The 24,325-nt window shown below is 62.2% G+C and carries 17 protein-coding genes and 1 pseudogene; 7 read left to right on the top strand and 11 right to left on the bottom strand.

Annotated features, from left to right (window positions below):
- Positions 1 to 80 precede the first annotated feature (80 nt).
- From U9R80_RS18355 to U9R80_RS18345, 3 genes are all read right to left on the bottom strand, one after another.
- Positions 81 to 2,498 (bottom strand): glucose/quinate/shikimate family membrane-bound PQQ-dependent dehydrogenase, encoded by a 2,418-nt coding sequence (locus U9R80_RS18355; RefSeq protein WP_301841851.1) that lies wholly within the window; start codon positions 2,496 to 2,498, stop codon positions 81 to 83.
- 94 nt (positions 2,499 to 2,592) lie between these two features.
- Positions 2,593 to 3,051 carry a metallophosphoesterase family protein gene (locus U9R80_RS18350; protein WP_301841852.1) on the bottom strand — a complete coding sequence of 153 codons (459 nt, stop codon included), beginning with the start codon at positions 3,049 to 3,051 and terminating at the stop codon, positions 2,593 to 2,595.
- 154 nt (positions 3,052 to 3,205) lie between these two features.
- Entirely contained in the window at positions 3,206 to 4,084 is an 879-nt protein-coding gene (locus tag U9R80_RS18345) for a LysR substrate-binding domain-containing protein (RefSeq protein ID WP_301841853.1), read from the bottom strand.
- Positions 4,085 to 4,216: 132 nt separating this feature from the next.
- Here U9R80_RS18345 and U9R80_RS18340 point away from each other — a divergent pair, with 132 nt between their 5' ends.
- From U9R80_RS18340 to U9R80_RS18325, 4 genes are read left to right on the top strand one after another with little or no spacing between them, the layout of a single operon-like run.
- The gene (locus U9R80_RS18340; protein ID WP_301841854.1) at positions 4,217 to 5,269 is read left to right on the top strand and encodes an agmatine deiminase family protein; all 1,053 of its coding nucleotides are present in this window, start codon (positions 4,217 to 4,219) and stop codon (positions 5,267 to 5,269) included.
- Between the two features lie 4 nt (positions 5,270 to 5,273).
- Entirely contained in the window at positions 5,274 to 6,182 is a 909-nt protein-coding gene (gene aguB / locus U9R80_RS18335; RefSeq protein ID WP_301841855.1) for an N-carbamoylputrescine amidase, read from the top strand.
- A 1-nt stretch (position 6,183) separates the two neighbouring features.
- Entirely contained in the window at positions 6,184 to 7,287 is a 1,104-nt protein-coding gene (locus U9R80_RS18330) for an extracellular solute-binding protein (RefSeq protein WP_301841856.1), read from the top strand.
- 30 nt (positions 7,288 to 7,317) lie between these two features.
- The gene (locus U9R80_RS18325; RefSeq protein ID WP_301841857.1) at positions 7,318 to 8,442 is read left to right on the top strand and encodes an agmatine deiminase family protein; all 1,125 of its coding nucleotides are present in this window, start codon (positions 7,318 to 7,320) and stop codon (positions 8,440 to 8,442) included.
- A gap of 10 nt (positions 8,443 to 8,452) precedes the next feature.
- On the opposite strand, the gene U9R80_RS18320 is transcribed toward U9R80_RS18325, so the two are convergent.
- Both U9R80_RS18320 and U9R80_RS18315 read right to left on the bottom strand, forming a co-directional pair.
- Complete coding sequence (locus U9R80_RS18320; protein WP_301841858.1) at positions 8,453 to 9,199, bottom strand: hypothetical protein; 747 nt, start codon at positions 9,197 to 9,199, stop codon at positions 8,453 to 8,455.
- A gap of 393 nt (positions 9,200 to 9,592) precedes the next feature.
- Complete coding sequence (locus U9R80_RS18315) at positions 9,593 to 10,483, bottom strand: LysR substrate-binding domain-containing protein (protein ID WP_301841859.1); 891 nt, start codon at positions 10,481 to 10,483, stop codon at positions 9,593 to 9,595.
- 152 nt (positions 10,484 to 10,635) lie between these two features.
- Between U9R80_RS18315 and ydiJ the strand changes: the two genes are divergently transcribed.
- The gene (gene ydiJ / locus U9R80_RS18310; RefSeq protein WP_301841860.1) at positions 10,636 to 13,650 is read left to right on the top strand and encodes a D-2-hydroxyglutarate dehydrogenase YdiJ; all 3,015 of its coding nucleotides are present in this window, start codon (positions 10,636 to 10,638) and stop codon (positions 13,648 to 13,650) included.
- Positions 13,651 to 14,583: 933 nt separating this feature from the next.
- On the opposite strand, the gene U9R80_RS18305 is transcribed toward ydiJ, so the two are convergent.
- Together U9R80_RS18305 and U9R80_RS18300 are read right to left on the bottom strand one after the other, a co-directional pair.
- Positions 14,584 to 15,768, bottom strand: a complete 1,185-nt coding sequence (locus U9R80_RS18305) for a calcium:proton antiporter (protein ID WP_301841861.1) — start codon at positions 15,766 to 15,768, stop codon at positions 14,584 to 14,586.
- Positions 15,769 to 15,771: 3 nt separating this feature from the next.
- The gene (locus tag U9R80_RS18300) at positions 15,772 to 16,206 is read right to left on the bottom strand and encodes an NADH-quinone oxidoreductase subunit A (protein ID WP_301841862.1); all 435 of its coding nucleotides are present in this window, start codon (positions 16,204 to 16,206) and stop codon (positions 15,772 to 15,774) included.
- Between the two features lie 458 nt (positions 16,207 to 16,664).
- Between U9R80_RS18300 and U9R80_RS18295 the strand changes: the two genes are divergently transcribed.
- Both U9R80_RS18295 and U9R80_RS18290 read left to right on the top strand, forming a co-directional pair.
- On the top strand, positions 16,665 to 17,126 hold the full coding sequence (locus U9R80_RS18295; protein ID WP_301841863.1) for a hypothetical protein: 462 nt from the start codon (positions 16,665 to 16,667) through the stop codon (positions 17,124 to 17,126).
- A 15-nt stretch (positions 17,127 to 17,141) separates the two neighbouring features.
- Positions 17,142 to 17,468, top strand: coding sequence for a hypothetical protein (locus tag U9R80_RS18290; RefSeq protein WP_301841864.1), 327 nt, complete (start codon positions 17,142 to 17,144; stop codon positions 17,466 to 17,468).
- Positions 17,469 to 17,584: 116 nt separating this feature from the next.
- On the opposite strand, the gene U9R80_RS18285 is transcribed toward U9R80_RS18290, so the two are convergent.
- The 4 genes and pseudogenes from U9R80_RS18285 to U9R80_RS18270 all read right to left on the bottom strand — a co-directional run bounded on the left by U9R80_RS18285 (position 17,585) and on the right by U9R80_RS18270 (position 24,297).
- On the bottom strand, positions 17,585 to 18,520 hold the full coding sequence (locus U9R80_RS18285) for a Ppx/GppA family phosphatase (RefSeq protein WP_301841865.1): 936 nt from the start codon (positions 18,518 to 18,520) through the stop codon (positions 17,585 to 17,587).
- A gap of 412 nt (positions 18,521 to 18,932) precedes the next feature.
- On the bottom strand, positions 18,933 to 21,185 hold the full coding sequence (katG, locus tag U9R80_RS18280) for a catalase/peroxidase HPI (RefSeq protein WP_301841866.1): 2,253 nt from the start codon (positions 21,183 to 21,185) through the stop codon (positions 18,933 to 18,935).
- Positions 21,186 to 21,486: 301 nt separating this feature from the next.
- A pseudogene (locus U9R80_RS18275) lies at positions 21,487 to 21,738 on the bottom strand (hypothetical protein); the annotation flags it as partial.
- Positions 21,739 to 21,795: 57 nt separating this feature from the next.
- Positions 21,796 to 24,297, bottom strand: a complete 2,502-nt coding sequence (locus U9R80_RS18270; RefSeq protein ID WP_301841867.1) for a TonB-dependent siderophore receptor — start codon at positions 24,295 to 24,297, stop codon at positions 21,796 to 21,798.
- Positions 24,298 to 24,325: the final 28 nt, after the last annotated feature.

Here is a 24,325-nt window from a genome sequence, read left to right as displayed (position 1 = left end):
GTTCCTGAATCTTCAAGGCGATCGCGGGGCACGCCCGCTCCTAGGTAGGAGCGGGCTTGCCCCGCGAAAAGAGTGCTAAATCAAGGCAAGGCGTACGCCATCACGTAGTCGCCACGGTCTGTGGACTGACGTGCGCCACCGGCGGTAATCACGATGTACTGCTTGCCGGTCTTGGGTGATACATAGGTCATCGGCCCACCCTGGCTGCCCACCGGCAGGCGGGCTTTCCAGACTTCTTCACCGTTGCCGCTGTTGAAGGCGCGCAGGTAGAAGTCCTGGGTGCCGGCAATGAACACCAGGCCACCCTGGGTCGACAGGGTGCCGCCCAGCGTCGGCAGGCCGATCTTGATCGGCAGGTGCATGCGGATGCCCAGGGGACCTGTGTCTTCAACCGTGCCCACCGGCACTTGCCAGGCGATTTTCTGGGTCTTCATGTCGATGGCGGTGAGGGTGCCGAACGGCGGCGCCTGGCATGGAATGCCGGCTACCGACAGGAAGCGGTTCTTGTTCACCGCATACGGCGTGCCCTTGAGCGGCACCGCCCCCATGCCGGTGTTCAGCGCCTCGCCACCGGAGGCGGCCTGGCCCTGGTTCTGCGACGGGATCATCTGAATCCACAAGCCCAGGCGCATATCGTTGACGAAGATAAAGCCATGCACCGGGTCGGTAGAGAGGCTGCCCCAGTTCATGCCGCCCAAAGAGCCCGGGAAGCTCAGCGACAGGTCGGTGCCGGGCGCTGTGTACAGGCCGTCGTAACGCATTTTCTTGAAGTCGATGCGGCACAGCAGCTGGTCATAGGGCGTGGCGCCCCACATGTCCGATTCGGTCAGTTGCTGGGCGCCGATCTGCGGCATCCCCACGGACTTGGGCTGGGTGGGCGAGTAGGGCTCGTTGGGGATGTTGCCCGCTTTGACCGGCACTTCATCGACCTGGGTCAGCGGCTTGCCCGTGGCGCGGTCGAGCACGAAGATCTGCCCGGCCTTGGTGCCGATGACCACCGCCGGCACCGACTGGCCGTCGGCCTGGGTGAAGTCGATCAGGCTCGGTTGCATGGGCAGGTCGAAGTCCCAGAGGTCGTTGTGCACGGTCTGGTACACCCACTTTTCTGCACCGGTGCTGGCGTCCAGGGCCAGCACCGAGGCGCCGTACTTGTGGTTCAGCGCCGTGCGTTCAACACCATAGATGTCGGTGGACGAGCTGCCCATGGGCAGGAACAGGGTATTCATGGCGGGGTCGTACGACATCGGTGCCCAGCTGTTGGGCGTGCTGCGCACGTAGGTGGCGTCGCCTGTCGGGGCGTTGCGGTCTTCGGGGTTGCCCGGGTCGAAGGCCCAGCGCATCTGGCCGCTGATGACGTCAAAACCACGGATCACGCCACCGGGCATGTCGGTCTGTACGTTGTCGGCAATGCGCCCGCCGACCACCACGGTGGTGCCGGCCATGAGCGGTGCCGACGACAGTTGGTAGTAGCTGTCGGGCACATTGCCCAGGCCGGCCTTGAGGTCCACCTGGCCGTTGTCGCCAAAGCCCTGGCAGAACGCGCCGGTATCGGCATCCACCGCAATCAGCCGGGCGTCGATGGTGTTGGTCAGCAGGCGGCGCTGGCAATTGGCGCCATCCGGTACGCTGGCGGCGATGACCGCCGAGCTGTCCGGCCGGGTCGGTTGGGCGATGGGGGCTGTGGCATCGAAGTAAGCCATGCCGCGGCACCGTTGCCACACCGCCGACTTGGCATTGATTTCATTCTTCCACAGCGCTTTGCCGGTATCGGCATCGAGCGCGATCAGGTTGTTGTGCGGGGTGCAGATGAACACCTTGTTGCCGACTTGCAGCGGGGTCAGCTGGTCTTCGGCGCCGTTGCCGTCGCTCTGGGCCACGTCACCGGTGTGGTAGGTCCAGGCCACTTGCAGCTTGTTGACGGTGTCGCGGTTGATCTGGTCGAGCGCTGCGAAGCGGCTGCCGCCCTCGGTGTTGCCGTAGTGGGCCCAGTCTTTCTGCGCCGTGGCAGGGTCCACCGGGGTGATGCCGGGGCCGGTGCCGGTCGGCGCGACGCTGGGGTGGGCGACGAACATATTGCCCACCGCAATCACCAGGGCGACGGCCAGCACGCCCGCCACACCATAGGCGCCACGGCCCGGGGTGGCGCCGTTGGCACGGGCCAGCAGCGGATAGACCAGGGCGACCACACAACCGATAGCGGCAAACATGAACAGGCGCGAGAACAGCGGCCAGAACACCAGCCCCACATCGGCCACGGCCCAGATTGCTGTGGCCACCAGGAAGGCGGCGAACAGCCAGGCGCCGGCAGGCTTGCGGCGGGCAATCAGCAGGCCGGAAACAGCCATTGCCAGGCCGCCGAGCAGGAAGTACCAGGAGCCACCCAGGCCGACCAGCCTTACACCGCCGGCAGCGAGTGCAAGGCCGAGCAGGGCGATGATCACGCCCAGGCCAACCAGGATGAATGAGGAGGCGCCAGCGGCGCGCGGAGCGTGCTTCATATCGAAAAAAACTCGAAGGAGGGATGGCGGAATTATACCCTTAGCAAGCTAATTAACAAGTTAGTACATAATTTGCCGGGGCTTGCGCGCAGGGTCATTCCACCAAAGAGACTAGCTGCGGCGCCAGCAATGCGGGCTGCACTTCAAGCAACGCCAGGGTCACCGGCAGCTTGAATCGCCGCGGGCCGGCACTGCCCGGGTTGAGGTACAAGCGCTCGCCGCGCCATTGGATCAGGGGCTTGTGCGAGTGGCCGGTGATCACCAGGCGGATGTCGTCATCGAGCAGTGCCGGCACATCGGCAATGTCATGCACCAGCAGCACCTGCCAGCCGTTGAGGTCGAAGCGCACATGGTCGGCAATGCTGTGGGCCCAGGGGAGGTTCAGGTCATTGTTGCCGCGCACCACGTGCACGGGGGCGATGGCGGTCAGTTGCTGGAGGATCTCGGGCTTGCCGATGTCGCCGGCATGGATGATCCGCTCGCAGCCACGCAACGCTTGCAGCGCTTCAGGGCGCAGCAGGCCATGGGTGTCGGAAATCACGCCAACGTTCATGCAAGTCTCCGGTGGCAGGTTCAGGCTGGCGTTAGGCTCTGTACGAAAAGCCTTGATACTCGGTGAGGCTGCATTGAAAACAGCCTCGGAATGCTCATTTACAACCCGCTTCCTCGGCTGTTTTCGCCTTGCCTGACCTTCGTCTCAAAACGTTTCATACAGAGCCTAGTGTACCCACGGCTTGCAGGTTGTCGTGCAGCCAGCCGCTGAAGCTTTGCGCCAAGGGGTCGTACTCGCTGTCGCGGTGGGTCAGCGAGGCCCAGTTCGGGCCGCGAATGGTCTGCTCCACCAAGGGCTGCAACAGCCCGCTGGCACGCGCCTGGCGGCTCAGCAGTTCGCTGACCAGGGCAATGCCCAGCCCCGAGGTCGCGGCATCGAGCAGCAGGCCCGGGTCGGAAAAATTCAGCCCCCGGTCCTGCTGGCCGACATCGACGCCGGCCTCTACCGCCCAGTGGCTCCAGTCCATTTCCCGCTCGCCATGCAAGGTGGTGCGCTGCTCCCGGGGCAACGCCAGCACGCTGGGGTGGCACGCCGGGTAGAGGCGGTCGGCATGCAGCACTTTGAAGCTGCATTCGGCCTGGGCGCTGATGTCATCGCGCACCGCCAGGTCGATGGTCTGGCTGGCCATGTCCGGTACTTCGTCGGTGGTGAAGATCCACAGATCCACCTGCGGATGCTGGCGGCGAAAGTCGGCCAGGCGCGGCAGCAACCAGTGCCGGGCGAACGCCGGGGTGGTGTTGAGCACCAGTTGATTGGGTTTCTGGTACTGCCCCAGGCGCCGGATGCCCACCGCCAGTTGCTGCAGCATCGCCTGGGTGGTGCTGAGCAGGTCGTGCCCGGCATCGGTCAGGCTGACGCTGCGCCCGCTGCGAAAGAACAGCGGTTGTTCCAGGTACGCCTCAAGGCTGCGGATCTGCTGGCTGATGGCCGATTGGGTCAGGTGCAGCTCTTCGGCAGCCTTGTGAAAGCTGCCCAGTCGGGCGGCCGCTTCAAAGCCGCGAAGGGTGCTCAGTGGGGGCCAGTGTTTGAGCATTGATAAGTTGTCCTAATCAGTTTTCTGCAAAATCCATCGTTTGTTTGCCCGTTTTCAGGGCCGTAGCATGCATGCCAAGACCGCCAAGGCAGTTTTCATTGAACACAATGACTTAACTCAAAGGTATTTGTCATGCAGCAGAATCACGTACGCAACGAAGGTTGGTGGATGCCCGCAGAGTGGGCCCGGCACGCGGCGACCTGGATGGTATGGCCCCACAACAAGGCCCTGTGGGAATCGGGCTGGGGCGTGACCCTGGCGCAGGTGCAGGAAGACTTTGCCCGCGTGGCCAATGCCATTGCCCGGTTCGAGCCGGTCAAGCTGGTGGTCGACCCCACTGCTGTCGGCAGTGCCAAGGCCCTGTGCGGGCCGAACATCGAGTTGATCGAGCTGGCGGTGAACGACAGCTGGTGCCGGGACTCGGGCCCAAGCTTTGTGTGCCATCCCCAGCACGGCGTGGCTGGCGTGAGCTGGCGCTTCAATGCATGGGGCGGCAAATCGGCCCATGACCTGGACGAAGGCCTGGCCCGTCGCGTGCTCAATGGCCTGAACCTGCCGTGTTTCGGCACGCCGTTGAGCAACGAAGGCGGCGCCATTCATGTCGATGGTCAGGGCACGCTGATCACCACCGAGTCGGTGTTGCTCAACCCCAACCGCAACCCGGGCGTGGCCAAGGCCGAGATGGAGGAAATCTTCTCCCGCCTGCTGGGCATCAAGAAGACCATCTGGCTACCGGGCGACCCCGACTACGTGACCGGCGACATGACCGACGGCCACGTCGATGGTGTGTGTGCCTTCGCGCGTCCCGGTGTGTTGCTGGTCGACGCCACCCATGACCAGGGTTCGGTGTACGCCCAGGTGGCCCGGGAAAACCGTCGTGCGCTGGAGCTGGCCACCGATGCCCACGGCCGACGGTTCGAGCTGATCGAGCTGTTTGAAGCCAGCGAAGCGGTAGACACCGACGCGCAAGTGTTCTGCGCCTCCTACACCAACTTCTACATTGCCAACGACGCGATCATCATGCCGGCCTACGGCATCGAGGCCGACCACGCAGCGGCTGACGTATTGGCCCAGGCGTTCCCGGGGCGCGAAGTGGTGCCGGTGCGCATCAACCACCTGGCCCATGGCGGTGGCGGGGTGCATTGCATCACCCAGCAACAGCCTGCCTGGCCGCTGGAGGGTTGATGCCATGAGCCTGCTGACCGTTGCCACCACCCAGATGCCCTGCACCTGGAACCTTGAGCAAAACCTCGATCGCGCCGAACAGCTGGTGCGCGAGGCCGCCGCCAAAGGCGCCCGACTGATCCTGTTGCAGGAGCTGTTTGCCACGCCGTATTTCTGCATTGAACAGAGCCATAAACACCTGGCACTGGCCGAGGAGTACCGCGACAGCCGGGTGCTCAAGCGCTTCGCCGCGCTGGCCCGTGAGCTGGAGGTGGTGTTGCCGTTGAGCTGGTTCGAGCGGGCTGGCAACGCCTGGTTCAACTCCCTGAGCGTGGCCGATGCCGATGGGCAGTTGCTGGGCGTGTACCGCAAGACCCATATCCCCAACGCCATCGGCTACCAGGAGAAGGAGTACTTCAGCCCCGGCGATACCGGTTTCAGGGTCTGGGACACGGCGGCCGGGCGCCTTGGCGTGGGCATCTGCTGGGACCAGTGGTTCCCCGAGACGGCCCGCTGCCTGGCCCTGATGGGCGCTGAAATCCTGCTGTTCCCCACGGCCATCGGCTCGGAGCCTGGCTGCGCGGAACTGGATTCGCGCGATCACTGGCAGATGGCGATGCGCGGCCACGCCGCGGCCAACATCCTGCCGGTGGTGGCGTCCAACCGGGTCGGTCGTGAAGTGGCGACCACCGATGCGCAACTGCAGATGGAGTTCTATGGTTCGTCCTTTATCTGCGATCACAAGGGCAAGTTGCTGGCCGAGGCCGACCGCAGCAGCACCGGTGTGCTGCTGCACGGGCTGGACCTGGCCGCCATGGCCGAAGAGCGCCTGAGCTGGGGCATCTACCGTGACCGTCGGCCAGAGATGTACGGACCGCTGTTGAGCCAGGACGGCCGCCACCTCAATGCTCGCTGGAACAGCCAAGGAGTCTGATATGCACGCTGCCAACAAACGCCTGCTGTGCGCGCTGGGTCTTGCCTTGGGTTGCACCATGGCGCCCCTGCACGCCGAAGAGAAAACCCTGAGGCTGTACAACTGGGCCGACTATTTTGCCGAGGACACCCTGGCCCGCTTCACCAGCGAAACCGGTATCAAGGTGATCTACGACGTCATGGATGGCAGCGAAACCCTGGAAGCCAAGCTGATGGCCGGTGGCAGTGGCTATGACCTGATCTTTCCCGGCGACACCGTGGCGGAACGCCTGATGCGCGCCGGCAGCCTGCAGGTGCTGGATCAAACCAAACTCGTCGCCATGAACGACATCGAGCCCGGGCTGCAAAAATTGCGCACGCACTATGCGCATTCCACGCCCGCCACCGTGCCCTACACCTGGGGCACCATCGGCCTGACCTACAACGCCGAGCAGATCAGCCAGCGCATGGCCGATGCCCCGGTCAACAGCCTGGACATGCTGTTCAAGCCGGAGCTGGCGGCCAAGTTCGCCGACTGCGGTATCTCGATGATCGACTCGCCCGACGAAGTGCTGGCCGTGGTGCTCAATTACCTGGGCCGCGAGCCGCGCAGCGGCCGGCGTGAAGACCTGGCCGCAGCCAGCGAGGTACTGCTCAAGATTCGGCCCTACATCCGCAAGTTCCAGTCCCAGCCAGTGACTGACCTTGTCAACGGCAACCTGTGCCTGTCGCTTGGCTACAGCGGCGACATGACGCAGGCGCAGCGCACCGCCGACAGCGCGGGTAAAACCACCCGGTTCCAGTACCGCGTTCCCAAAGAGGGGACTACCGTGTGGATGGACACCATGGCGATTCCCGTGGACGCCAAGCATCCGGAGTACGCCTATGCCTTCATCAACTTTGTCATGCGCCCGCAAAACATGGCGGCGATCAGTAACTTCACCGGCTACCCCACGTCCAACGCCAAGGCGCGCGCGGATGTCGATGCGAGCATGCGCAACAACCCGGACATTTACCTGGACGAGGCCACTTACGAGCGGCTGATTCCCGGCCAGGACATTCCCCAGGCCGACATGCGCGCACGCATGCGCACCTGGACCAAATTCAAGACCGCCACCGCGCAGTAAGCGCGCTGGCACCCCCTCAAGGATTCATCTATGACGACGCGTCGTGACTTCATCAAACAGGCTTCGGTCGTTGCCGGAATCAGCGCCGCCATGGCGCTCGGGTTCGGCCTGAACCCCTCGCGCGCCCAGGCTGCCAGCGCGGGCAGCTGGCACATGCCCGATGAAGGTGACCGCCACCAGCGGGCATTTATCGCCTTTGGTGCCCAGGAAGACATCTGGGAGGACTTTACCGCCGACGTGCAGCACGCCATCGGCGAGATCGCCCGCACCATCGCCCACTACCAGCCGGTCACGGTGTTCTGCCGCAAGGACGAGCGAGCACTGGCCGAGGAGTACTGTGGCAGCGCCAACATCACCTACGTCATCACCGAGCTGGATGATGTGTGGATTCGTGATACCGGCGCCAACTTCGTCATCGATGGTGAAGGCGGCCTGGGCGCGGTGGACTTCAACTTCAACGGCTGGGGCAACAAGCAGCAGCACGATGAAGATGCGCAGCTGGCCGGGCTGATCGCCGACAAGACCGGTGCGCATTACATCCAGAGCGAGCTGGTGGGCGAGGGCGGGGGTATCGAGGTGGATGGCCACGGCACGGCGATAATGACCGAAAGCTGCTGGATCAACCGCAACCGCAACCCCGACTGGAGCAAGGCCGAGGTCGAGAAAGAGCTCAAGGCACGCCTGGGCCTGCGCAAAATCATCTGGCTGCCCGGCATCAAGGGCAAGGACATCACCGACGCCCATGTCGACTTCTATGCCCGCTTCGTCAAGCCCGGGGTCGTGATTGCCAACCTCGACACCGACCCGGACTCATACGATCACAAGGTCACGCTGGCCCACCTGGAAATCCTCAAGCAGGCCACCGATGCCGATGGCCGCGCTTTGCAAGTGCTGACCCTGTCGCCACCGCTCAAGCCGCGCAAAAGCAAGTTCAGCAAGAACAACCCTGACTTTGCCGCCGGATACATCAACTACTTCGTCATCAATGGCGCGGTGATTGCCCCCGAGTTCGGTGACAAGGTGGCCGACGCCAAGGCGTATGACCTGTTGTCGCAGTGCTATCCCGACCGCGAAGTGGTGCAGTTGAACATTGACGCCATTGCCGCAGGCGGCGGTGGCATTCATTGCGTGACCAGCCACCAGCCGAAGGTTTGACCGGCAAACGTCAGAACACCAGGCCCAACTTGGCGCCATATTCATTACGGGTCTGTTTGTCAAAGTTGCTGATGAGGAACTGGCCATCCAGGTCGTATTTGAAGTGGCTGTAGTACAGCGTGGCAACCACCGGGAAGTCCCCTTGCTGATTGAACAGCAGATGCAGTTCGGCGTAGGGGTTACTGGTGTCCTTGAGGTCCAGGGTGTCGTTGCCGACGCGACTTATTTCCAACTGCGAATCACCATCAATGGTTTTACGCACGCCGGCTTCTAATCGCACCGTGGCATTATTGAACTGATGGTTATAGCCAATCGCAAGTTTGGCGAAGGGGGTGCGGCTGGTCAGGTCAATGTCGTACTTGTTGTAGTCGGGGTGAAAGCGGTTCCATTTGTAGCCGGCCCCCAACAGAACATCGACAAAGTTGCTGTCATCCAGGGCCATGCGCCAGCCCAGATCCAGGTCGGCCTGGGCGTCCTTGACGCGTTCACCCTGGCGTTCGACATATTGGCCGCTGAGTTCTGCCTGATAGACCAGGCCGGACTGGGCGGTCAACTTATTACCGAAGTTAATGAACAGCCCCCCTTCGGGTATATGTTCGGTGTCGGTGGAGCGCGGGCCCTTGAATTCCATTTCGCTATAGCTACCGATCAAACCCACAGCCACTACCGGGTCGGTCGATGTTGCAGCAAGTGAAACGCAGGGGAGGGCGCTTGTTAGCGCACTGGTAACAGCGGCAACCATTATTGTTGTTTTCATCAGGAACACCTTCGGCGCACCAGGGGTCCGTTGCGGACCGGTTTATTAGCAACATAGCTGCTCTTTTTTTATATGCAGGGGTATTTGAAAAAATAATGGCAAATGGCTAGATTGCGGCGTCTCTGGCCCGGTCTAGAGCTGGTGGGTAGTCGCGGGTGGCGAGTTTGTCTAGTGATGGAATTGTGTATTGGAATGTATATTTACCTGTCCTTAAATATGGATCCAATTATCGGGTGAATTGCGGCTGCCCTAAATAATCAAGCACTAATAAGGTGCGTGCGACAGGCGTGTTCAGTTGGAAGTAGAAAGTTGGTTGCTTAAAGCAAAACTGTTTAAAGAGGGCCAGGCGGCATCGGGCGTTCTCGCTTACTGTTTACGGGTTAAGCCTTGCGATCATATTCCCGCCTTTTCCAGCAACCATCCCCGAAACGCCTCCAGCGCCGGCAACGCCTGATTGCGCGGCGGATACACCAGGTAGTAACTGCGCGCACTGGCGTAAGGCAAGGCGGGGCTGCACAGCTCGCCGCTGGCCAGCTCTTCGGTGATCAGGATGCGCGGCACCAGGCCGATGCCGATGTCGGCGCGCACGGCCTGGATCAGGTGCGACGTCAGCTCGAAGCTCGGCCCCAGGCGCATCGCCTGGTGCGCAAGCCCGTGGTGGGTGAACCAGTCGCCCCAGGCATTGGGGTTGTTGGCCACGCTGAGCAGTACCTGCTGGCTGATGTCCTGGGGGCTCCACGCTGGGCGGGTAGCGGCCAGGGTGGGGGAGAGGATGACCATCAGCTCTTCTGCGTGCAGGCGATGGCAGATCAGCCCGGGCAGGTCGCTGGTGGCGACCACGATGGCGGCGTCGATGCCGCTGGTGGCGAAGTCCACCGGCTCGATCCGGGAATTGATGTGCACCATCACCTCAGGGTGGCTGCGGTAGAACGCATGAAGGCGCGGCAGCAGCCATTTCGAGCCGAAGGTGGGCAGGGTCGCCAGGCGCAGGCTGCCACCGCCGGCCTGGTGGGCGATGGCGTGCAGGGTGGCGCTGCGCACCCGGCCCAGGGCCTCGGCGATTTCGCGCTGGTACAGCCGCCCCACATCGGTGAGCTTGACCGTGCGACCCTCGCGACGAAACAGCATCACCCCCAGTTGTTGTTCCAGCGCCTGGACCTGGCGGCTGACCGCACTCTGGGTCAGCGACAACTCCACGGCGGCGCGGGTGTAGCTTTCATGCCGGGCGGCGGCCTCGAAAGCCAGCAATAACGACATTGAGGGGGTGAGGTTGCGGTAATTCATTCGTAAAAGTCATCAAAGGTTGCGGGAATATCCGTTTGTGCCCGGCGCAAGGCTACGGGATCATTGGCATCATCCACTACCTGGCGGTGTACTGACCATACCGTTTTGGCACGTATTCCTGATTAGCCTGACATAAATGAGGCCATCCCCCGATGATCGCCCGACTGACCGGCACTGCACCGGCCACGCTCTATCCTGATTTTCTCGACGCCCTGCGCAATGCCGGTTTCCGTGGTCAGCTCAGCGCTGACTACGCCACCCGCACGGTGCTGGCCACCGACAACTCCATCTACCAGCGCCTGCCCCAGGCCGCGGTGTTCCCGGTGGACGCCGATGACGTCGCGCGCATTGCCGCGCTGATGGCCGAACCGCGCTTCAAGGACGTCAAGCTCACCCCGCGTGGTGGCGGTACCGGCACCAATGGCCAGTCGCTGACCGACGGTATCGTCGTCGACGTGTCGCGGCACATGAACACCATCCTCGAAATCAACGTCGAGGAGCGCTGGGTGCGGGTGCAGGCCGGTGTGGTCAAGGACCAGCTCAACGCCGCGCTCAAGCCCCATGGCCTGTTCTTCGCGCCGGAGCTGTCGACCTCCAACCGTGCCACCGTCGGCGGCATGATCAACACCGATGCCAGTGGCCAGGGCAGCTGCACCTACGGCAAGACCCGCGACCACATTCTGGAGCTGCACAGTGTGTTGCTCGGCGGCCAGCGCCTGCACACCCGGCCCTTGAGCGACACCGAGCTTGAGGCTGCCTGTGCCGAGCCCGGTCGCGCGGGTGAGGTGTACCGCACCGCCCGGCAGATCCAGGAAACCCAGGCCGAGCTGATCGAGCAGACCTTTCCCAAGCTCAACCGCTGCCTGACCGGCTATGACCTGGCGCACCTGCGCGACGAGCAGGGGCGCTTCAACCTCAACAGTGTGCTGTGTGGCGCCGAAGGTTCGTTGGGCTATGTGGTCGAGGCCAAGCTCAATGTCCTGCCGATCCCCAAGTACGCGGTGCTGGTGAACGTACGCTACACCAGCTTCATGGACGCCCTGCGCGACGCCAATGCGCTGATGGCGCACAAGCCACTGTCGATCGAAACCGTCGACTCCAAAGTGCTGATGCTGGCGATGAAAGACATCGTCTGGCACAGCGTTGCCGAATACTTCCCCGCCGACGCCGAGCGCCCGACCCTGGGCATCAACCTGGTGGAGTTCTGTGGCGATGACCCGGCCGAAGTGAATGCGCGGGTACAGGCCTTCGTTGCGCATTTGCAGGCCGACAAAGGCGTCGAGCGCCTGGGCCACACCCTGGCCGAAGGCGCCGAGGCGGTGACGCGGGTCTACACCATGCGCAAGCGCTCGGTGGGCCTGTTGGGTAACGTCGAAGGTGAAGTGCGCCCGCAGCCGTTCGTGGAAGACACCGCCGTGCCGCCGGAGCAGTTGGCCGACTACATTGCCGATTTCCGCGCCTTGCTCGACAGCTATGGCCTGGCCTACGGCATGTTCGGCCACGTCGATGCCGGCGTGCTGCACGTGCGCCCGGCCCTGGACATGAAAGACCCGGCCCAGGCCGCACTGGTCAAGCCGATTTCCGATGCCGTGGCGGCACTGACCCTGCGCTACGGTGGGCTGCTGTGGGGCGAGCACGGCAAGGGCCTGCGCTCGGAATACGTGCCGGAGTACTTCGGCGAACTGTACCCGTCGTTGCAGGCGCTCAAGGGCGCGTTCGACCCGCACAACCAGCTCAACCCCGGCAAGATCTGCACCCCGCCCGACAGCGCCCAGGGCCTGATCAAGGTCAACGAGGCACCCCTGCGCGGCGACTACGACCGCCAGATCGACGAGCGCGTGTGGCAGAGCTTCGGCAGCGCCGTGCACTGCAACGGCAACGGCGCCTGCTACAACTACGACCCCAACGACGCCATGTGCCCGTCGTGGAAAGCCACCCGCGAACGCCAGCACTCGCCCAAGGGCCGTGCCTCGCTGATTCGCGAATGGCTGCGCCTGCAGGGTGCCGCCAGTATCGACGTGCTGGACGTCGCCAAGGGCAAGGCTGCCTGGCTCAAGGGCCTGCCGACGCGCCTGCGCAACAACCTGGCGCGCAACAAGGGCGAGGCGGATTTTTCCCATGAGGTGTACGACGCCATGGCTGGCTGCCTGGCGTGCAAATCCTGTGCAGGCCAGTGCCCGATCAAGGTCAACGTGCCGGAGTTCCGTTCGCGCTTTCTTGAGCTCTACCACGGGCGTTACCAGCGGCCGCTGCGTGACTACCTGATCGGCTCGCTGGAGTTCAGCATTCCGTACCTGGCCCATGCCCCCGGCTTGTACAACGCGGTGATGGGCTCGAAGTGGGTGAGCGCGTTGCTGGAGCGTCATGTCGGCATGCTCGACAGCCCCTTGATCAGCCGCTACAACCTGCAAGCCACGCTGACCCGCTGCAATGTGCGCATGGCGAGCATCCCGGCGCTGCGCGAACTGACCCCGGCCCAGCGCGAGCGCAGCATCGTCCTGGTCCAGGACGCCTTTACCCGCTACTTCGAGACGCCGGTGCTGGCGGCCTTTATCGACCTGGTCCACCGCCTGGGCCACCGCGTGTACCTGGCGCCCTACAGCGCCAACGGCAAACCGCTGCATGTACAGGGCTTCCTCGGTGCCTTCAACAAGGCGGCGATCCGCAATGCGCGCCAGCTCAGCGCCCTGGCCGAATGCGGCGTACCGCTGGTGGGCCTGGACCCGGCGATGACCCTGGTGTACCGCCAGGAGTACCAGAAAGTGCCGGGCCTGGGTGGCTGCCCGACCGTGCTGCTGCCCCAGGAGTGGTTGATGGACGTACTGCCCGAGCAGCCGACCCGCGCCACCACCACCTATCGGCTGATGGCCCACTGCACCGAGAAGACCAACGTCCCGGCCAGTACCCGCCAGTGGGAGCAGGTGTTCGCCCGCCTGGGCCTGAAACTCTCCACCGAAGCCACCGGCTGCTGCGGCATGTCCGGCACCTACGGCCACGAAGCCCGCAACCAGGACACCTCGAAAGTGATCTTCGAGCAGTCCTGGGCCGGCAAGCTGGACAAGGAAGGAGAGGCGCTGGCCACGGGGTATTCATGCCGTAGCCAGGTCAAGCGCCAGGCCGACCGCACCTTGCGCCATCCGCTGGAAGTAGTGCTGCAGCACCTGTAGGAGCGGGCTTGCCCCGCGATGGCCCCCGAGTCGTGCACATCGGGTAGGACCACCACTGGCCCCGCTTTGGGGTGTTGGTATTGGTGGTCTTATCCATTGGCCAAGGTGACGCTGAATCACCTTTGCGCCCTTACGGCGCCTTACTTTGGCAGTCGCCCCAAAGTAAGCAAAGGGCTTGCCCCACCAGGGGCCCTACGCTGCGCTTCGGGTCCCCTCACTGCGGTGTCGCTACGGGGCATTGCGAGCTACGCGTTGCAAGCAACGCTACGCTTCGCATCTTCGGCCTGCGCCGAAGGCGCTTCGCGCTAGCCCCTCCACGACACCTCCGTTCGGCCCTTCTGGTTAACGGGGCCGGTGGATCAAAAGCCAGATCAAGATCAAGAGCACAATTCGCTGCGCTCTTGCTGGCCTGTGCTGGCTGTGGGAGCGGGCTTGCCCCGCGATGGCCCCCGAGTCGTGCACATCGGGTAGTACCATCACCGGCCTCGCGATGAGGTGTTGGTGTTGGTGTTGGTGTTGGTGGTCTTATCCATTGGCCAGGGTGACGCTGATTCACCTTTGCGCCCTTACGGCGCCTTACTTTGGCAAACGCCCCAAAGTAAGCAAAGGGCTTGCCCCACCAGGGGCTCTCCGCTTCGCTGCGAGTCCCCTCACTGCGGTGTCGCTACGGGGCATTGCGAGCTACGCGTTGCAAGCAACGCTACGCTTCGCATCTTCGGCCTTCGCCGAAGGCGCTGCGCGCTAGCCCCTCCGCGACACCTCCGTTCGGCCCTTCTGGTTAACGGGGCCGGTGGATCAAAAGCCAGATCAAGATCAAGAGCACAATTCGCTGCGCTCTTGCTGATCTGCACTGTCTGTAGGCGCGGGCTTGCCCCGCGATAGCGATGTGACTGCCAGATCGCTATCGCGGGGCAAGCCCGCTCCTACGGACGGTCACGGGTAAAAAAGCACCAGCCCGAACACTGCAAACACCACCAGGTGCATGAGGCCCTGTATCGGTGATGTTTTCTGGCTGTTGAAGCTCAGCATGGTCAGCACCACGGTGATGACGAACAGCAGGATCTCCGTGTTGGAAATCCCCATCACCACCTGCTTGTTGGTGACCATGCCGATCACCAGCACTGCCGGCACCGTGAGGCCGACGGTCGAGACAAATGCACCCAGGCACAGGTTGATCGCCCGTTGCATTTCGTTGTTGATCGCGGCCTTCACCGCGGTGATGGATTCGGGGGTGAAGACGATGATCGCAATCAACACACCGCCCACGGCAGTGGGGGCGCCGACGGCCTCGATGCCGTAGTCGGTCACCACGGCCAGGTAATGCGCCAGCAATACAATGGGCAGTATCAACCCGAGCAGCACCAGGGAACGTACCAGGATTTCTTTGCGATCGAGCGAGCTGTGGCCGTTGCTACCCGGCGTGTCGCTCTGTGCTTCAAACTGGGCAATGTTCATCTGCCCGGCTGGCGGTTGCACGAAGAAGCGCCGGTGGCTGCGCATCTGCATCCACAGGAACGCGCCATACAGCACCAGGGTCAGGGCCGAAATGCCAACCGCCTGGGTGATGGTGAACTCGCCGGTGCTTGATGTGTAGTTGGGCAGTATCAAGGCGACCGCGGTGAGCAGCACGATCATGGAAATGTAGGTGTTGGCACCCTGGATATTGAACGCCTGCTCGCCGTTGCGCGCAGCGCCAGCGATCAGGCAGATCCCGATGACCAGGTTCATGATGATCATCATCACGGCAAAGATCGAATCCCGGCCAATGGTCGGGAACTCACCCGGCCCCAGCAATACCGAGGCAATCAGGATCACTTCGATCGAGACAATCGACAACGTCAGAATCAGTGTGCCGTAGGGCTCGCCCAGCTGCTGCGCCAGGTGATCGGCTTCGTGCACCACGCCAAAAGACGCCATCAGGATCGTGAAGAACAGCAGCAGGAACACCCAGGTCGAGGTCAGCGAGTTCAAGGTGCTTCCCAGCAGCTCTGCACCCAGCAGCATGAACAGGCCGACCACCAGCCAGGCGCCGGTCAGGCGCATCCAGGTCGATAAGGGAATGAGCGGACGTTTGTTGGCGTCGCAGTACAAGGTGTCGTGGCTTGGTGCTGTGTTCATGGGTCAGTTCCCCTGGGAGCACGAAGGTGCGTTGGTGTCTTTGCGCGTGCCCCGGGGCTTGGTTTTTACGCCCCCGTTGAGGGCGCCCATCGCACCTTCATAAACCAACCCGAGCAGCAGGATGCCGGCGAAGATAACGGCCCCGATGAATCCGGCCCAGCCTGTTTCCCTCACTGAGACGGCGTAGGCAAACAGAAACAGTGCCTCGGCTTCAAAAATCACGAACAGAATCGCGACCAGGTGAAATTTGGCCGATAGCCGCAGGCGGGCGGTACCCACGGGGAGCATCCCCGACTCGAAGGGTTCGTTCTTGCTCCGCCCCCAGGCCTTGCCGCCCAGGAATCTGGAAATGCCCAGCATCAACAGGCAAAGCGTGACGACGCCTAGCAAGAAGACGCCGAAGGCCCAGTTGTGAGAGATGGTGGCTGTGTCTGTCATTGTTCAGTCCCCGGTGTGAATGGATCAACGTGGCGTTGCTCAAGTCATTGAAATCTTCAGGCGGGAACGGGCTAGCCACAGGCGCACGGGGCTGACGGACAGAACCGAAAGCGCTGCACAGGAGAGCGGAACAGGGGAGGGACAGGAGGGGGTGCGGGTACATCGGTCACGGCCTGCTTCCTTGGAAGTCCAGGGCCGTCCCCGATCAGTATTCGAGCCTGAGGTCGTCCTCAGGTGAGCGTGTCATGTAGCGCTCGGGACTTTACTGATTTTTCCCACAAATGCCAATGCTTGTTTCCGTCTGTTTTCACCGCTTTTGCATCAATCTGTGTAGCAAACTAAAGGTGTTTTTGACGCGGGCGGGACCATTGACGGTGCTGTCTTCTGTGCTAAAACAACACTAACTAACGAACCTGTTTATAGACATAGTAAGTGCTGTGGGTGTCCGGGAGCATGTAATGCAAATTGATAGCAGTTTGAAGTACTGGGTTATAGCGGTTGGCTTTATGGCGTTAGTGGGATGCCCCACGATCTCCCCTTATGACCAGCGCTCCTACGAGCTGGCCACGGCGACCAAGGCACAGGCACTGGCCGTGCTGGATAATGTCGCAAGCCCTTACTCGGCCCATGCAAGCGAAGTGGAGGCGCTGAAACTTGAAGTTGAAAAGGCCTATGAATATGCCAAAGGTCAGCCAAAGAACGAGGTCGTGGTGGGTATGTGGGCGGAAATAAGGGGCTATGTTTATTCGTTCGAGAAAAAGGAATGGCAAGTCAATGACAACGGCAACCTGTACTCGACCTTGAATCTATGGAAGCGCGAGGGCGTGCTCAATGTCGGGTTTCTGCCTGAAAAGAAAAAACAAATAGCGGCCAGCTTTAATCAAGTCATCGAGCTGGAAAGTGCAAAGATCAAACACTAGCAGGGTGAAATAGCCATGGCCGATTTGGATGATTACCTGAATGCGCTGAAGCAACCGTTGGCCGTGTTCATCAAAGACAATTTCCACGACTTCAAGAGCGCTGCAGAAAAAGACCTGAAGGACTTCCTGGTACAAGCAAAAGACAACATTGCCAAATGGACGGGCTTGTTGGCGAGCAGAACGATCAACGCTCGGGAGTTCGACTCGCTGCTCAAAGGCGAAAGCAGCCTCGGCCGGCTCCATGCGCTGAAGCAGGTTGGTCTTGCTCAAACACGTTGGGATTTGTTTACAGCCGGGGTGATCACCATTCTGGTCAACACCGCTATCGCGGTATTTCTGTAGCGAGGTTCAACGCTGGAGTTGGTGCACGGGTACAACCTTCGCAAGGTGACGGAAGTGCCTGCCCTGACATCACTTCCGGCAACGGTGATGCAGCCGCTGTGGCACTAGGCCAACCCTCATTTGTTCAGCATCAACCCATGCAATAAACCAAACCTGAGCCCAGGCTCCGACGGCGTCATCTCGGTAATCCCGAACGCCTTGAAGGCCGCCAGCATGATTGCCAGGCCACCCGGCAGCACGTTCTGGCGATGGGGCTGCAAGCCGCCCAGGCGGGTGCAGTTCACATGCCCGGCATCGAGCAGTAGCACCGCCAGGCGCAGCAGGCCGCGATAGGTGATGCCGCCTTCGCCGCAGTCGTTCAAGGCATTGGCCCTGAGCACTTTGGCCAGCATTCGGGCGGTGCCCGATGAACCGATTGCCTGCTGCCAACCCAGGTGACGATAACGACGGGCGACTTTCTCGAACTGCAGGGTGGCGCAGCGCTCGGCGTCCAGCAGGGACTGTGCCGATACCAGGCCGCCGGGGAAATAGCGTGTACTCCAGGTGCCGCTGCCGATGGTCAGGCTTTCGGTCAGCAGGGCCTGCTCACCCCGGCCCAGTATCAGTTCGGTGGAGCCGCCGCCGATGTCGACCACCAGGCGCATGGCATCGGACGCCGGGATGCGATGGCTGACGCCGGCGTACACCAGCTTGGCTTCTTCTTCGCCCGAAATCACATCGATGGGAAAGCCCAGGTGACGCTGGGCATCGCTCAAAAACAGCCTGGCGTTTGCCGCTTCGCGCACGGCGCTGGTGGCCACCGCGCGGACGCGTCCGGGCTCGAAACCGCGCAGTTTTTTACCAAAGCGGGCGAGGGCTTGCCAGCCCCGGTCCAGCGCCAGTTCATCCAGGGCGCCACCGTGCAGACCCTCGGCCAGGCGTACGGGTTCGCGCAAGGATTTCACCTCTTCGATGACCCATTGCCGGTTCCGTTTGACCGGTTGGCCGATCATCATGCGAAACGCATTGGACCCCAGGTCAATGGCCGCAAACAGGGAGGTGTCGCTTTTCATCGAGTGTTCCTTGCACGTTCATCGGTAGCGCTAAAAGCGTGTGCGACGATCTTGCCACTCGATCCATGACGCGATGATGACAGCTACCGTAGAAGCGGGCTTGCCCCGCGAAGCGATGTGTCAGAACGATCGCTATCGCGGGGCAAGCCCGCTCCTACGGTGTCTTTACAAGGGGGAGATGGTGCCCAGCGCGCCAATGCCAATTGCCAGCACCAGAAAGCCAACCACGAAAAATGCAAGCTTGCCCATATGAACTCCGAATTGAACAGGAAAGAGGCAAACGCGCCTTACAGGGCTTTATTGTCGGAGTCTCAGGGTTTGCATTACAGATGCAGGTAGCGCAGAAAAATACGGATCAGAATAGAAAACGCCCCGGCCTGAACCTTCAGGTCGGGGCGTTTTGGCGTGCCTCCTACGCCAGGTCGAAACGGTCCAGGTTCATGACTTTGGTCCAGGCGGCAACGAAGTCATGGACGAATTTGTCCTTGGCATCGTTGCTGGCATACACCTCGGCCAGGGCGCGCAACTGGGCATGGGAGCCAAACACCAGGTCCACGCGGGTTCCGCTCCATTTCACCTCGCCAGTTTTGCGGTCGCGGGCTTCATAGGTGTCGTTGGCGCTGGAGGTGGGTTTCCATTCCACGCTCATGTCCAACAGGTTCTGGAAGAAGTCGTTGGTCAACTGCTCCGGCCGTTTGGTGAACACGCCGTGCGCGCTCTTGCCGGCATTGTTGCCCAGCACCCGCAGGCCGCCCACCAGTACCGTCATTTCCGGTGCGGTGAGGGTCAGCAGTTGCGCCTTGTCGATCAGCAGCGCCTCAGGCTTGGCCTTGACCCCTGCCTTGATGAAGTTACGGAAGCCATCGGCAACCGGCTCCAGCAGGTTGAAGGATTCGACATCGGTCTGCTGTTGCGAGGCATCGGCGCGGCCAGGGGCGAAGGGCACGGTAACGCTGTGGCCGGCATTTTTCGCCGCTTGCTCCACACCCGCATTGCCTGCCAGTACGATCAGGTCGGCCAGGGAGATTTTCTTGCCGCCGGCGTTGAACTCGTTCTGGATGCTTTGCAGCTTGCCGAGTACCTCGGCCAGTTGCGCGGGCTGGTTGGCTTCCCAGTCTTTCTGCGGAGCCAGGCGCAGGCGACCGCCATTGGCCCCCCCGCGCTTGTCGGAACCGCGGAAGCTTGAGGCGGCCGCCCAGGCGGTCGACACCAGCTGCGACACCGACAGGCCCGAACCCAGCACCTTGGCCTTGAGCGCGGCGACATCGGCGTCGCTGACCAGGGCGTGGTCGACCTTGGGAATCGGGTCTTGCCACAGCAGTTCTTCATTGGGCATTTCCGGGCCCAGGTAGCGCGACAGCGGGCCCATGTCCCGGTGGATCAGCTTGTACCAGGCACGGGCAAAGGCGTCGGCCAGTTGCGCGGGGTTCTCCTTGAAGCGTCGGGAAATGGGTTCGTAGATCGGATCGAAGCGCAGGGCCAGGTCCGAGGTCAGCATCCGCGGTTCCTGTTTTTTCGACGGGTCGAAGGCGTGGGGGATCTTGCCAGCGCCTTCACCGTTTTTCGGCTTCCACTGATGGGCGCCGGCCGGGCTCTTGGTCAGCTCCCACTCGAAGTTGAACAGGTTTTCCAGGTACTCGTTGCTCCATTTCGTGGGTGTCGAGGTCCAGGTGACTTCCAGGCCGCTGGTGATGGCATCGGCGCCGACACCGGTGCCGAATTTGTTGCGCCAACCCAGGCCCTGTTCTTCCAGGCCCGCAGCCTCGGGTTCGGCGCCCACGTTGTCGGCCGGGCCGGCGCCGTGGGTTTTGCCGAAGGCGTGGCCGCCGGCGATCAGCGCCACGGTCTCTTCATCGTTCATGGCCATGCGGCCGAAGGTATCGCGGATGTCCTTGGCCGAGGCGATAGGGTCGGGGTTGCCTTCGGGGCCTTCCGGGTTCACGTAGATCAAGCCCATTTGCACGGCGGCCAGCGGGTTTTCGAGGTTGCGGCCGGGGTTGTCGGTGCGGCTTTCTTCTTTACCGTGCATCGACGGCTCGGCTACCAGCGGGACGTCTCCGGGAGGCTGGGCCTTGCCGTAGCGGGTGTCGCCACCGAGCCAGACTTTCTCCGCACCCCAGTACACGTCTTCATCCGGTTCCCAGACATCGGCGCGGCCACCGGAAAAGCCGAAGGTCTTGAAGCCCATGGATTCCAGCGCGACGTTGCCGGTGAGCACGATCAGGTCGGCCCAGGAAATGTTCTTGCCGTACTTCTGCTTGATCGGCCACAGCAGGCGCCGGGCCTTGTCGAGGCTGACGTTGTCGGGCCAGCTGTTGAGCGGGGCGAAACGCTGCTGGCCCGAGCCTGCGCCGCCGCGGCCGTCACCGATCCGGTAGGTGCCGGCGCTGTGCCAGGCCATGCGGATGAACAGCGGGCCATAGTGACCGAAGTCGGCCGGCCACCAGTCCTGGGAATCGGTCATCAGTGCCCGCAGGTCTTGCTTGAGGGCGGCAAAGTCCAGGCTCTTGAAGGCCTTGGCGTAATCGAAGTCTTCGTCCATCGGGTCGGACAGGCAGGAGTGTTGGTGCAGGATCTTCAGGTTCAGCTGGTCGGGCCACCAATCACGGTTGGTGGTGCCACCGCCAGCAGCATGGTTGAACGGGCATTTTGACTCGTTTGACATGACTGTTTCACCTCTGGATGGCTATCACGGACAGGCAAGCGAAGCGGCAATCTCGTTATCGGCTTGATGCCCACTGCGGGAGAGGGCGGCTGTCGCCGCTTTGTTACCGCCTTCCCAGAAGCCATCCGGCCGGATCAGTGCAGCGATAAATATAGGCTAGTCGTGGAGAAGGGCGAGGGCTAATAGCGGGAGTATTGGGGGGTAATAGACTGGCTCTTTCAGCCGTGGGAACGGGCTTGCCCCGCGATGCGATGTGCCAGAACGATCGCTATCGCGGGGCAAGCCCGCTCCTACAGTGGGGTCATGCTTGGCTGGTTGTTGCCGTCAGCAACTGCGCAATCCGCTTGCGCAGCGTCCCGTGTGTTTCTTCCGAATACGCGATGGCTGTCTTCCAGTCATAGAACCAGGCGGGCATCTTGCGGTTTTTTTCCGGCTCCGAGGCATAGCGCGGGAAGATGTGGCAATGCAGCTCCGGCTCCGCGTTACCGAGAATTTCATAGTTCATGCGCAAGGCCCCGGTGGCCTCCAGCACCACATCGCCCATGCGTGCCATTAAAGCATGGATCATGACAGCGGCTGCCTGTGCGCCGCTGTCACAAGGGGGCGCTCTTCAGAACGTGCTGCGAATGGTCAGCATGAAGTTGCGTGGGTCGCCATAGAAGTTGTTGTACGCCGACGTGCCCACCGTCGAGTAATACTTCTTGTCGAAGAGGTTGTTGGCATTGAGCGTGGCCGACCAGTTTTTGTCGATCTGATAGTCCAGGCTTGCGCTCCAGATTGTGTAGCCCGACTGCAGGAACTTGTAATCGACCGGGTCGCCGTCGAAATTGCCGGTGTCGGGGTTGAACGGTGAGATCGAGCCCTGCTTGGAGGTGGTGCTCTGGCTGATCGCACCCAGGCCCGCTTTCCAGTCGTGCAACTCACCCGGCAATTGGTAGGTACCCCAGACCTTGAGCAGGTGCTTGGGCGTGACCCCTTCAAAGCTGCCGCGCCCTTCGCTGGCGTCCTTGGCTTCGAGGCGGTTGTAGGTGTAGCCGGCCATCAGTTGCAGGCCTTTGGCGACTTCACCGCTGATTTCTGCATCGAAGCCTTTGCTCACCACCTGGCCGGCGTTGAAGTAGCAGCAGGTCGCTTCGCTACCGACCGGGCCGGTACCGTTCTCATCGTAAACCGCGGTGTTGTCCTGTTCGATCCGGTAGACGGCGAACGAAGTGTTGACCCGACCATCGAGCAGCTGGCCCTTGAGGCCAATCTCGTAGTTCTTCGAGGTGGCGGGATCGAGTTGGGCGCCGTTGGTATCGTTGTTACCTGCCTGCGGGGTAAAGGTCTCGGCGTAGCTGATGTAGGTGGTCCACTGGTCGTTCAGGTCGTAGGTCAGACCGGCATAGGGCGTGAACACGCCGCGCTTGTGCTGGGTCGCTGGCCGCGAGGGTGGGGTCACGCCGTCGTAGAAGTCCTGCTTGTTCTGGTAGCTGTAGTCGGACAGTCTGCCGCCGAGAATGAACTTGAGCTCGTCGGTCAAGGACAGACGGGTCATGCCATAGGCGGAGCGGCGTATCTCGGGCAGGTCCTGTTTCTTGTTGGCAGTGCTGCCCATGTCCTGGGGCGGATTGCGGTCGCTCAGGTCAACCGGAATGCCCGAGATCAGGCCGGTACGCTGGATGACGGTGCCGACGGTGTGGGTGTAGTCGACACCGAAAAGCACGTCGTGGTGCAGGTCGAAGGCGTCGAAGCCACCCTTGACGTAGCTGTTGACCGACTTGCGCACGCTGCCGCCCTTGTTCGGGAACTGGTGCCAGGTCGGTCCGGTGCCGGTGATCGGGTCGACGCCGCCGAAGAAGTACAGGCCAGCGGAGTCACGGTCGATATCGACATAGGACAGGTCGGTGGTCAGTGACCAGTCGCTGCTGAAGCTATGTTCGAGCTTGGTGTACAGCTGGGTGGTCTTTTCCTCGACCGTGTTCCAGTTCGAGGTGAACGCGGTGTGGCGCGGCAGTTTCAGGTCGTCGCCATTGGTGTAGCGCGGCAGTCCGGCAAAGTAGGGGACGCCGTCGTTGTCCTGGAAGCTGCCGCCCAGGGTCAGGGTGGTATCGGGGCTCAGGTCGAATGCCAGCGAGCCGTAGGTCAGCGAGTTCTGCGTGTCGACATAGTCCATGAATGACTTGCTGTCCTGATACGCCATGCCCAGTCGACCCCGTATGGCGCCGCTGTCGACCAGGGCACCGGTCACGTCCAGCTCGGTGCGGTAGTTGTCCCAGCTGCCCGCCGATACCGAGAACGTCAGCTGGTGTTCCCGCAGGGCTCGCTTGCGTACCAGGTTGACGGTACCGCCTGGGTCGCCGGTACTGGAGTACAGGCCGTCGACACCGCGCAAAAACTCGACGCGTTCGTACTGGGCCATATCCAGCTGGCTCAGCGAACCGTAACCGGCGATCGAGGTCGTCAATGGCGCGCCGCCATCGATGGTGGTGTTGGAGACGGCGAAACCGCGCGAGAAAAAGTTGCTCTCGTTACCCATGGCCGCCTGGGAAATCCCGCCTTTTTGCAGCGAGACGCCGGTCATCTTGCCCATGACGTCGGTCAGGCTGTTGAGGTTCTGGTCCTCGATTTGCTGGCGGGTCATGACCGAGACCGAATGCGGGACCTCACGCAGCGACGTCGCCACCTTGCTGCCAACGGTTGCGGTGCCGGCGCTATAGCTGTCGGCGTCCGCCTGCAGGCTGCGGCTTTCGATGGTCGTCGCGCCCAGTTCCACGGAGCCGTTGCGCAGGGTGCTGGCGCTGAGCAGGTAGACACCATTTTCCTGGCGTGCGGCGTGCAATCCACTGCCGGCCAGCAGTACAGCGAAGCCCTGCTCGACGGTGTAGCTGCCCTTCAAGCCGGGTGAGCGACGCGCCTGGGTGCTGGCGTCATCGAATGACAACGCCACCCCGGACTGACTGGCGAACCGGCTCAGCGTTTCGGTCAACGTACCGGGTTCGATGTCGTAGGCGCGGGCCTGGCTGCTGCTCACCTGCGCGGCAAGCGAGACGCCGGGCCAAACGAGCGCCGCGCCCATCGTCAGGTGGAGTGTCAGGGCCAATGTCGTGTGTGCCCGTAGCTTAATGCTCATGTTTCCCCTTCCCAGGAACATTCAGTTG

Origin of the sequence: Pseudomonas sp. JQ170C (assembly GCF_035581345.1) — a bacterium.
Classification (GTDB): Bacteria; Pseudomonadota; Gammaproteobacteria; order Pseudomonadales; family Pseudomonadaceae; genus Aquipseudomonas.
Note: the sequence above shows the minus strand (reverse complement) of the source record. Positions and strands in the feature narration are given on the sequence as shown.

Excerpts from the sequence above, each read along its gene's own strand:
- U9R80_RS18350 (WP_301841852.1), bottom strand. The coding sequence starts at position 3,051 with ATGAACGTTGGCGTGATTTCCGACACCCATGGCCTGCTGCGCCCTGAA.
- U9R80_RS18355 (WP_301841851.1), bottom strand. The coding sequence starts at position 2,498 with ATGAAGCACGCTCCGCGCGCCGCTGGCGCCTCCTCATTCATCCTGGTT.
- U9R80_RS18300 (WP_301841862.1), bottom strand. The coding sequence starts at position 16,206 with ATGACAGACACAGCCACCATCTCTCACAACTGGGCCTTCGGCGTCTTC.
- U9R80_RS18330 (WP_301841856.1), top strand. The coding sequence starts at position 6,184 with ATGCACGCTGCCAACAAACGCCTGCTGTGCGCGCTGGGTCTTGCCTTG.
- U9R80_RS18320 (WP_301841858.1), bottom strand. The coding sequence starts at position 9,199 with ATGAAAACAACAATAATGGTTGCCGCTGTTACCAGTGCGCTAACAAGC.
- U9R80_RS18305 (WP_301841861.1), bottom strand. The coding sequence starts at position 15,768 with ATGAACACAGCACCAAGCCACGACACCTTGTACTGCGACGCCAACAAA.
- katG (WP_301841866.1), bottom strand. The coding sequence starts at position 21,185 with ATGTCAAACGAGTCAAAATGCCCGTTCAACCATGCTGCTGGCGGTGGC.
- U9R80_RS18340 (WP_301841854.1), top strand. The coding sequence starts at position 4,217 with ATGCAGCAGAATCACGTACGCAACGAAGGTTGGTGGATGCCCGCAGAG.
- U9R80_RS18295 (WP_301841863.1), top strand. The coding sequence starts at position 16,665 with ATGCAAATTGATAGCAGTTTGAAGTACTGGGTTATAGCGGTTGGCTTT.
- U9R80_RS18270 (WP_301841867.1), bottom strand. The coding sequence starts at position 24,297 with ATGAGCATTAAGCTACGGGCACACACGACATTGGCCCTGACACTCCAC.
- U9R80_RS18290 (WP_301841864.1), top strand. The coding sequence starts at position 17,142 with ATGGCCGATTTGGATGATTACCTGAATGCGCTGAAGCAACCGTTGGCC.
- U9R80_RS18325 (WP_301841857.1), top strand. The coding sequence starts at position 7,318 with ATGACGACGCGTCGTGACTTCATCAAACAGGCTTCGGTCGTTGCCGGA.
- U9R80_RS18345 (WP_301841853.1), bottom strand. The coding sequence starts at position 4,084 with ATGCTCAAACACTGGCCCCCACTGAGCACCCTTCGCGGCTTTGAAGCG.
- U9R80_RS18285 (WP_301841865.1), bottom strand. The coding sequence starts at position 18,520 with ATGAAAAGCGACACCTCCCTGTTTGCGGCCATTGACCTGGGGTCCAAT.
- U9R80_RS18315 (WP_301841859.1), bottom strand. The coding sequence starts at position 10,483 with ATGAATTACCGCAACCTCACCCCCTCAATGTCGTTATTGCTGGCTTTC.
- ydiJ (WP_301841860.1), top strand. The coding sequence starts at position 10,636 with ATGATCGCCCGACTGACCGGCACTGCACCGGCCACGCTCTATCCTGAT.
- aguB (WP_301841855.1), top strand. The coding sequence starts at position 5,274 with ATGAGCCTGCTGACCGTTGCCACCACCCAGATGCCCTGCACCTGGAAC.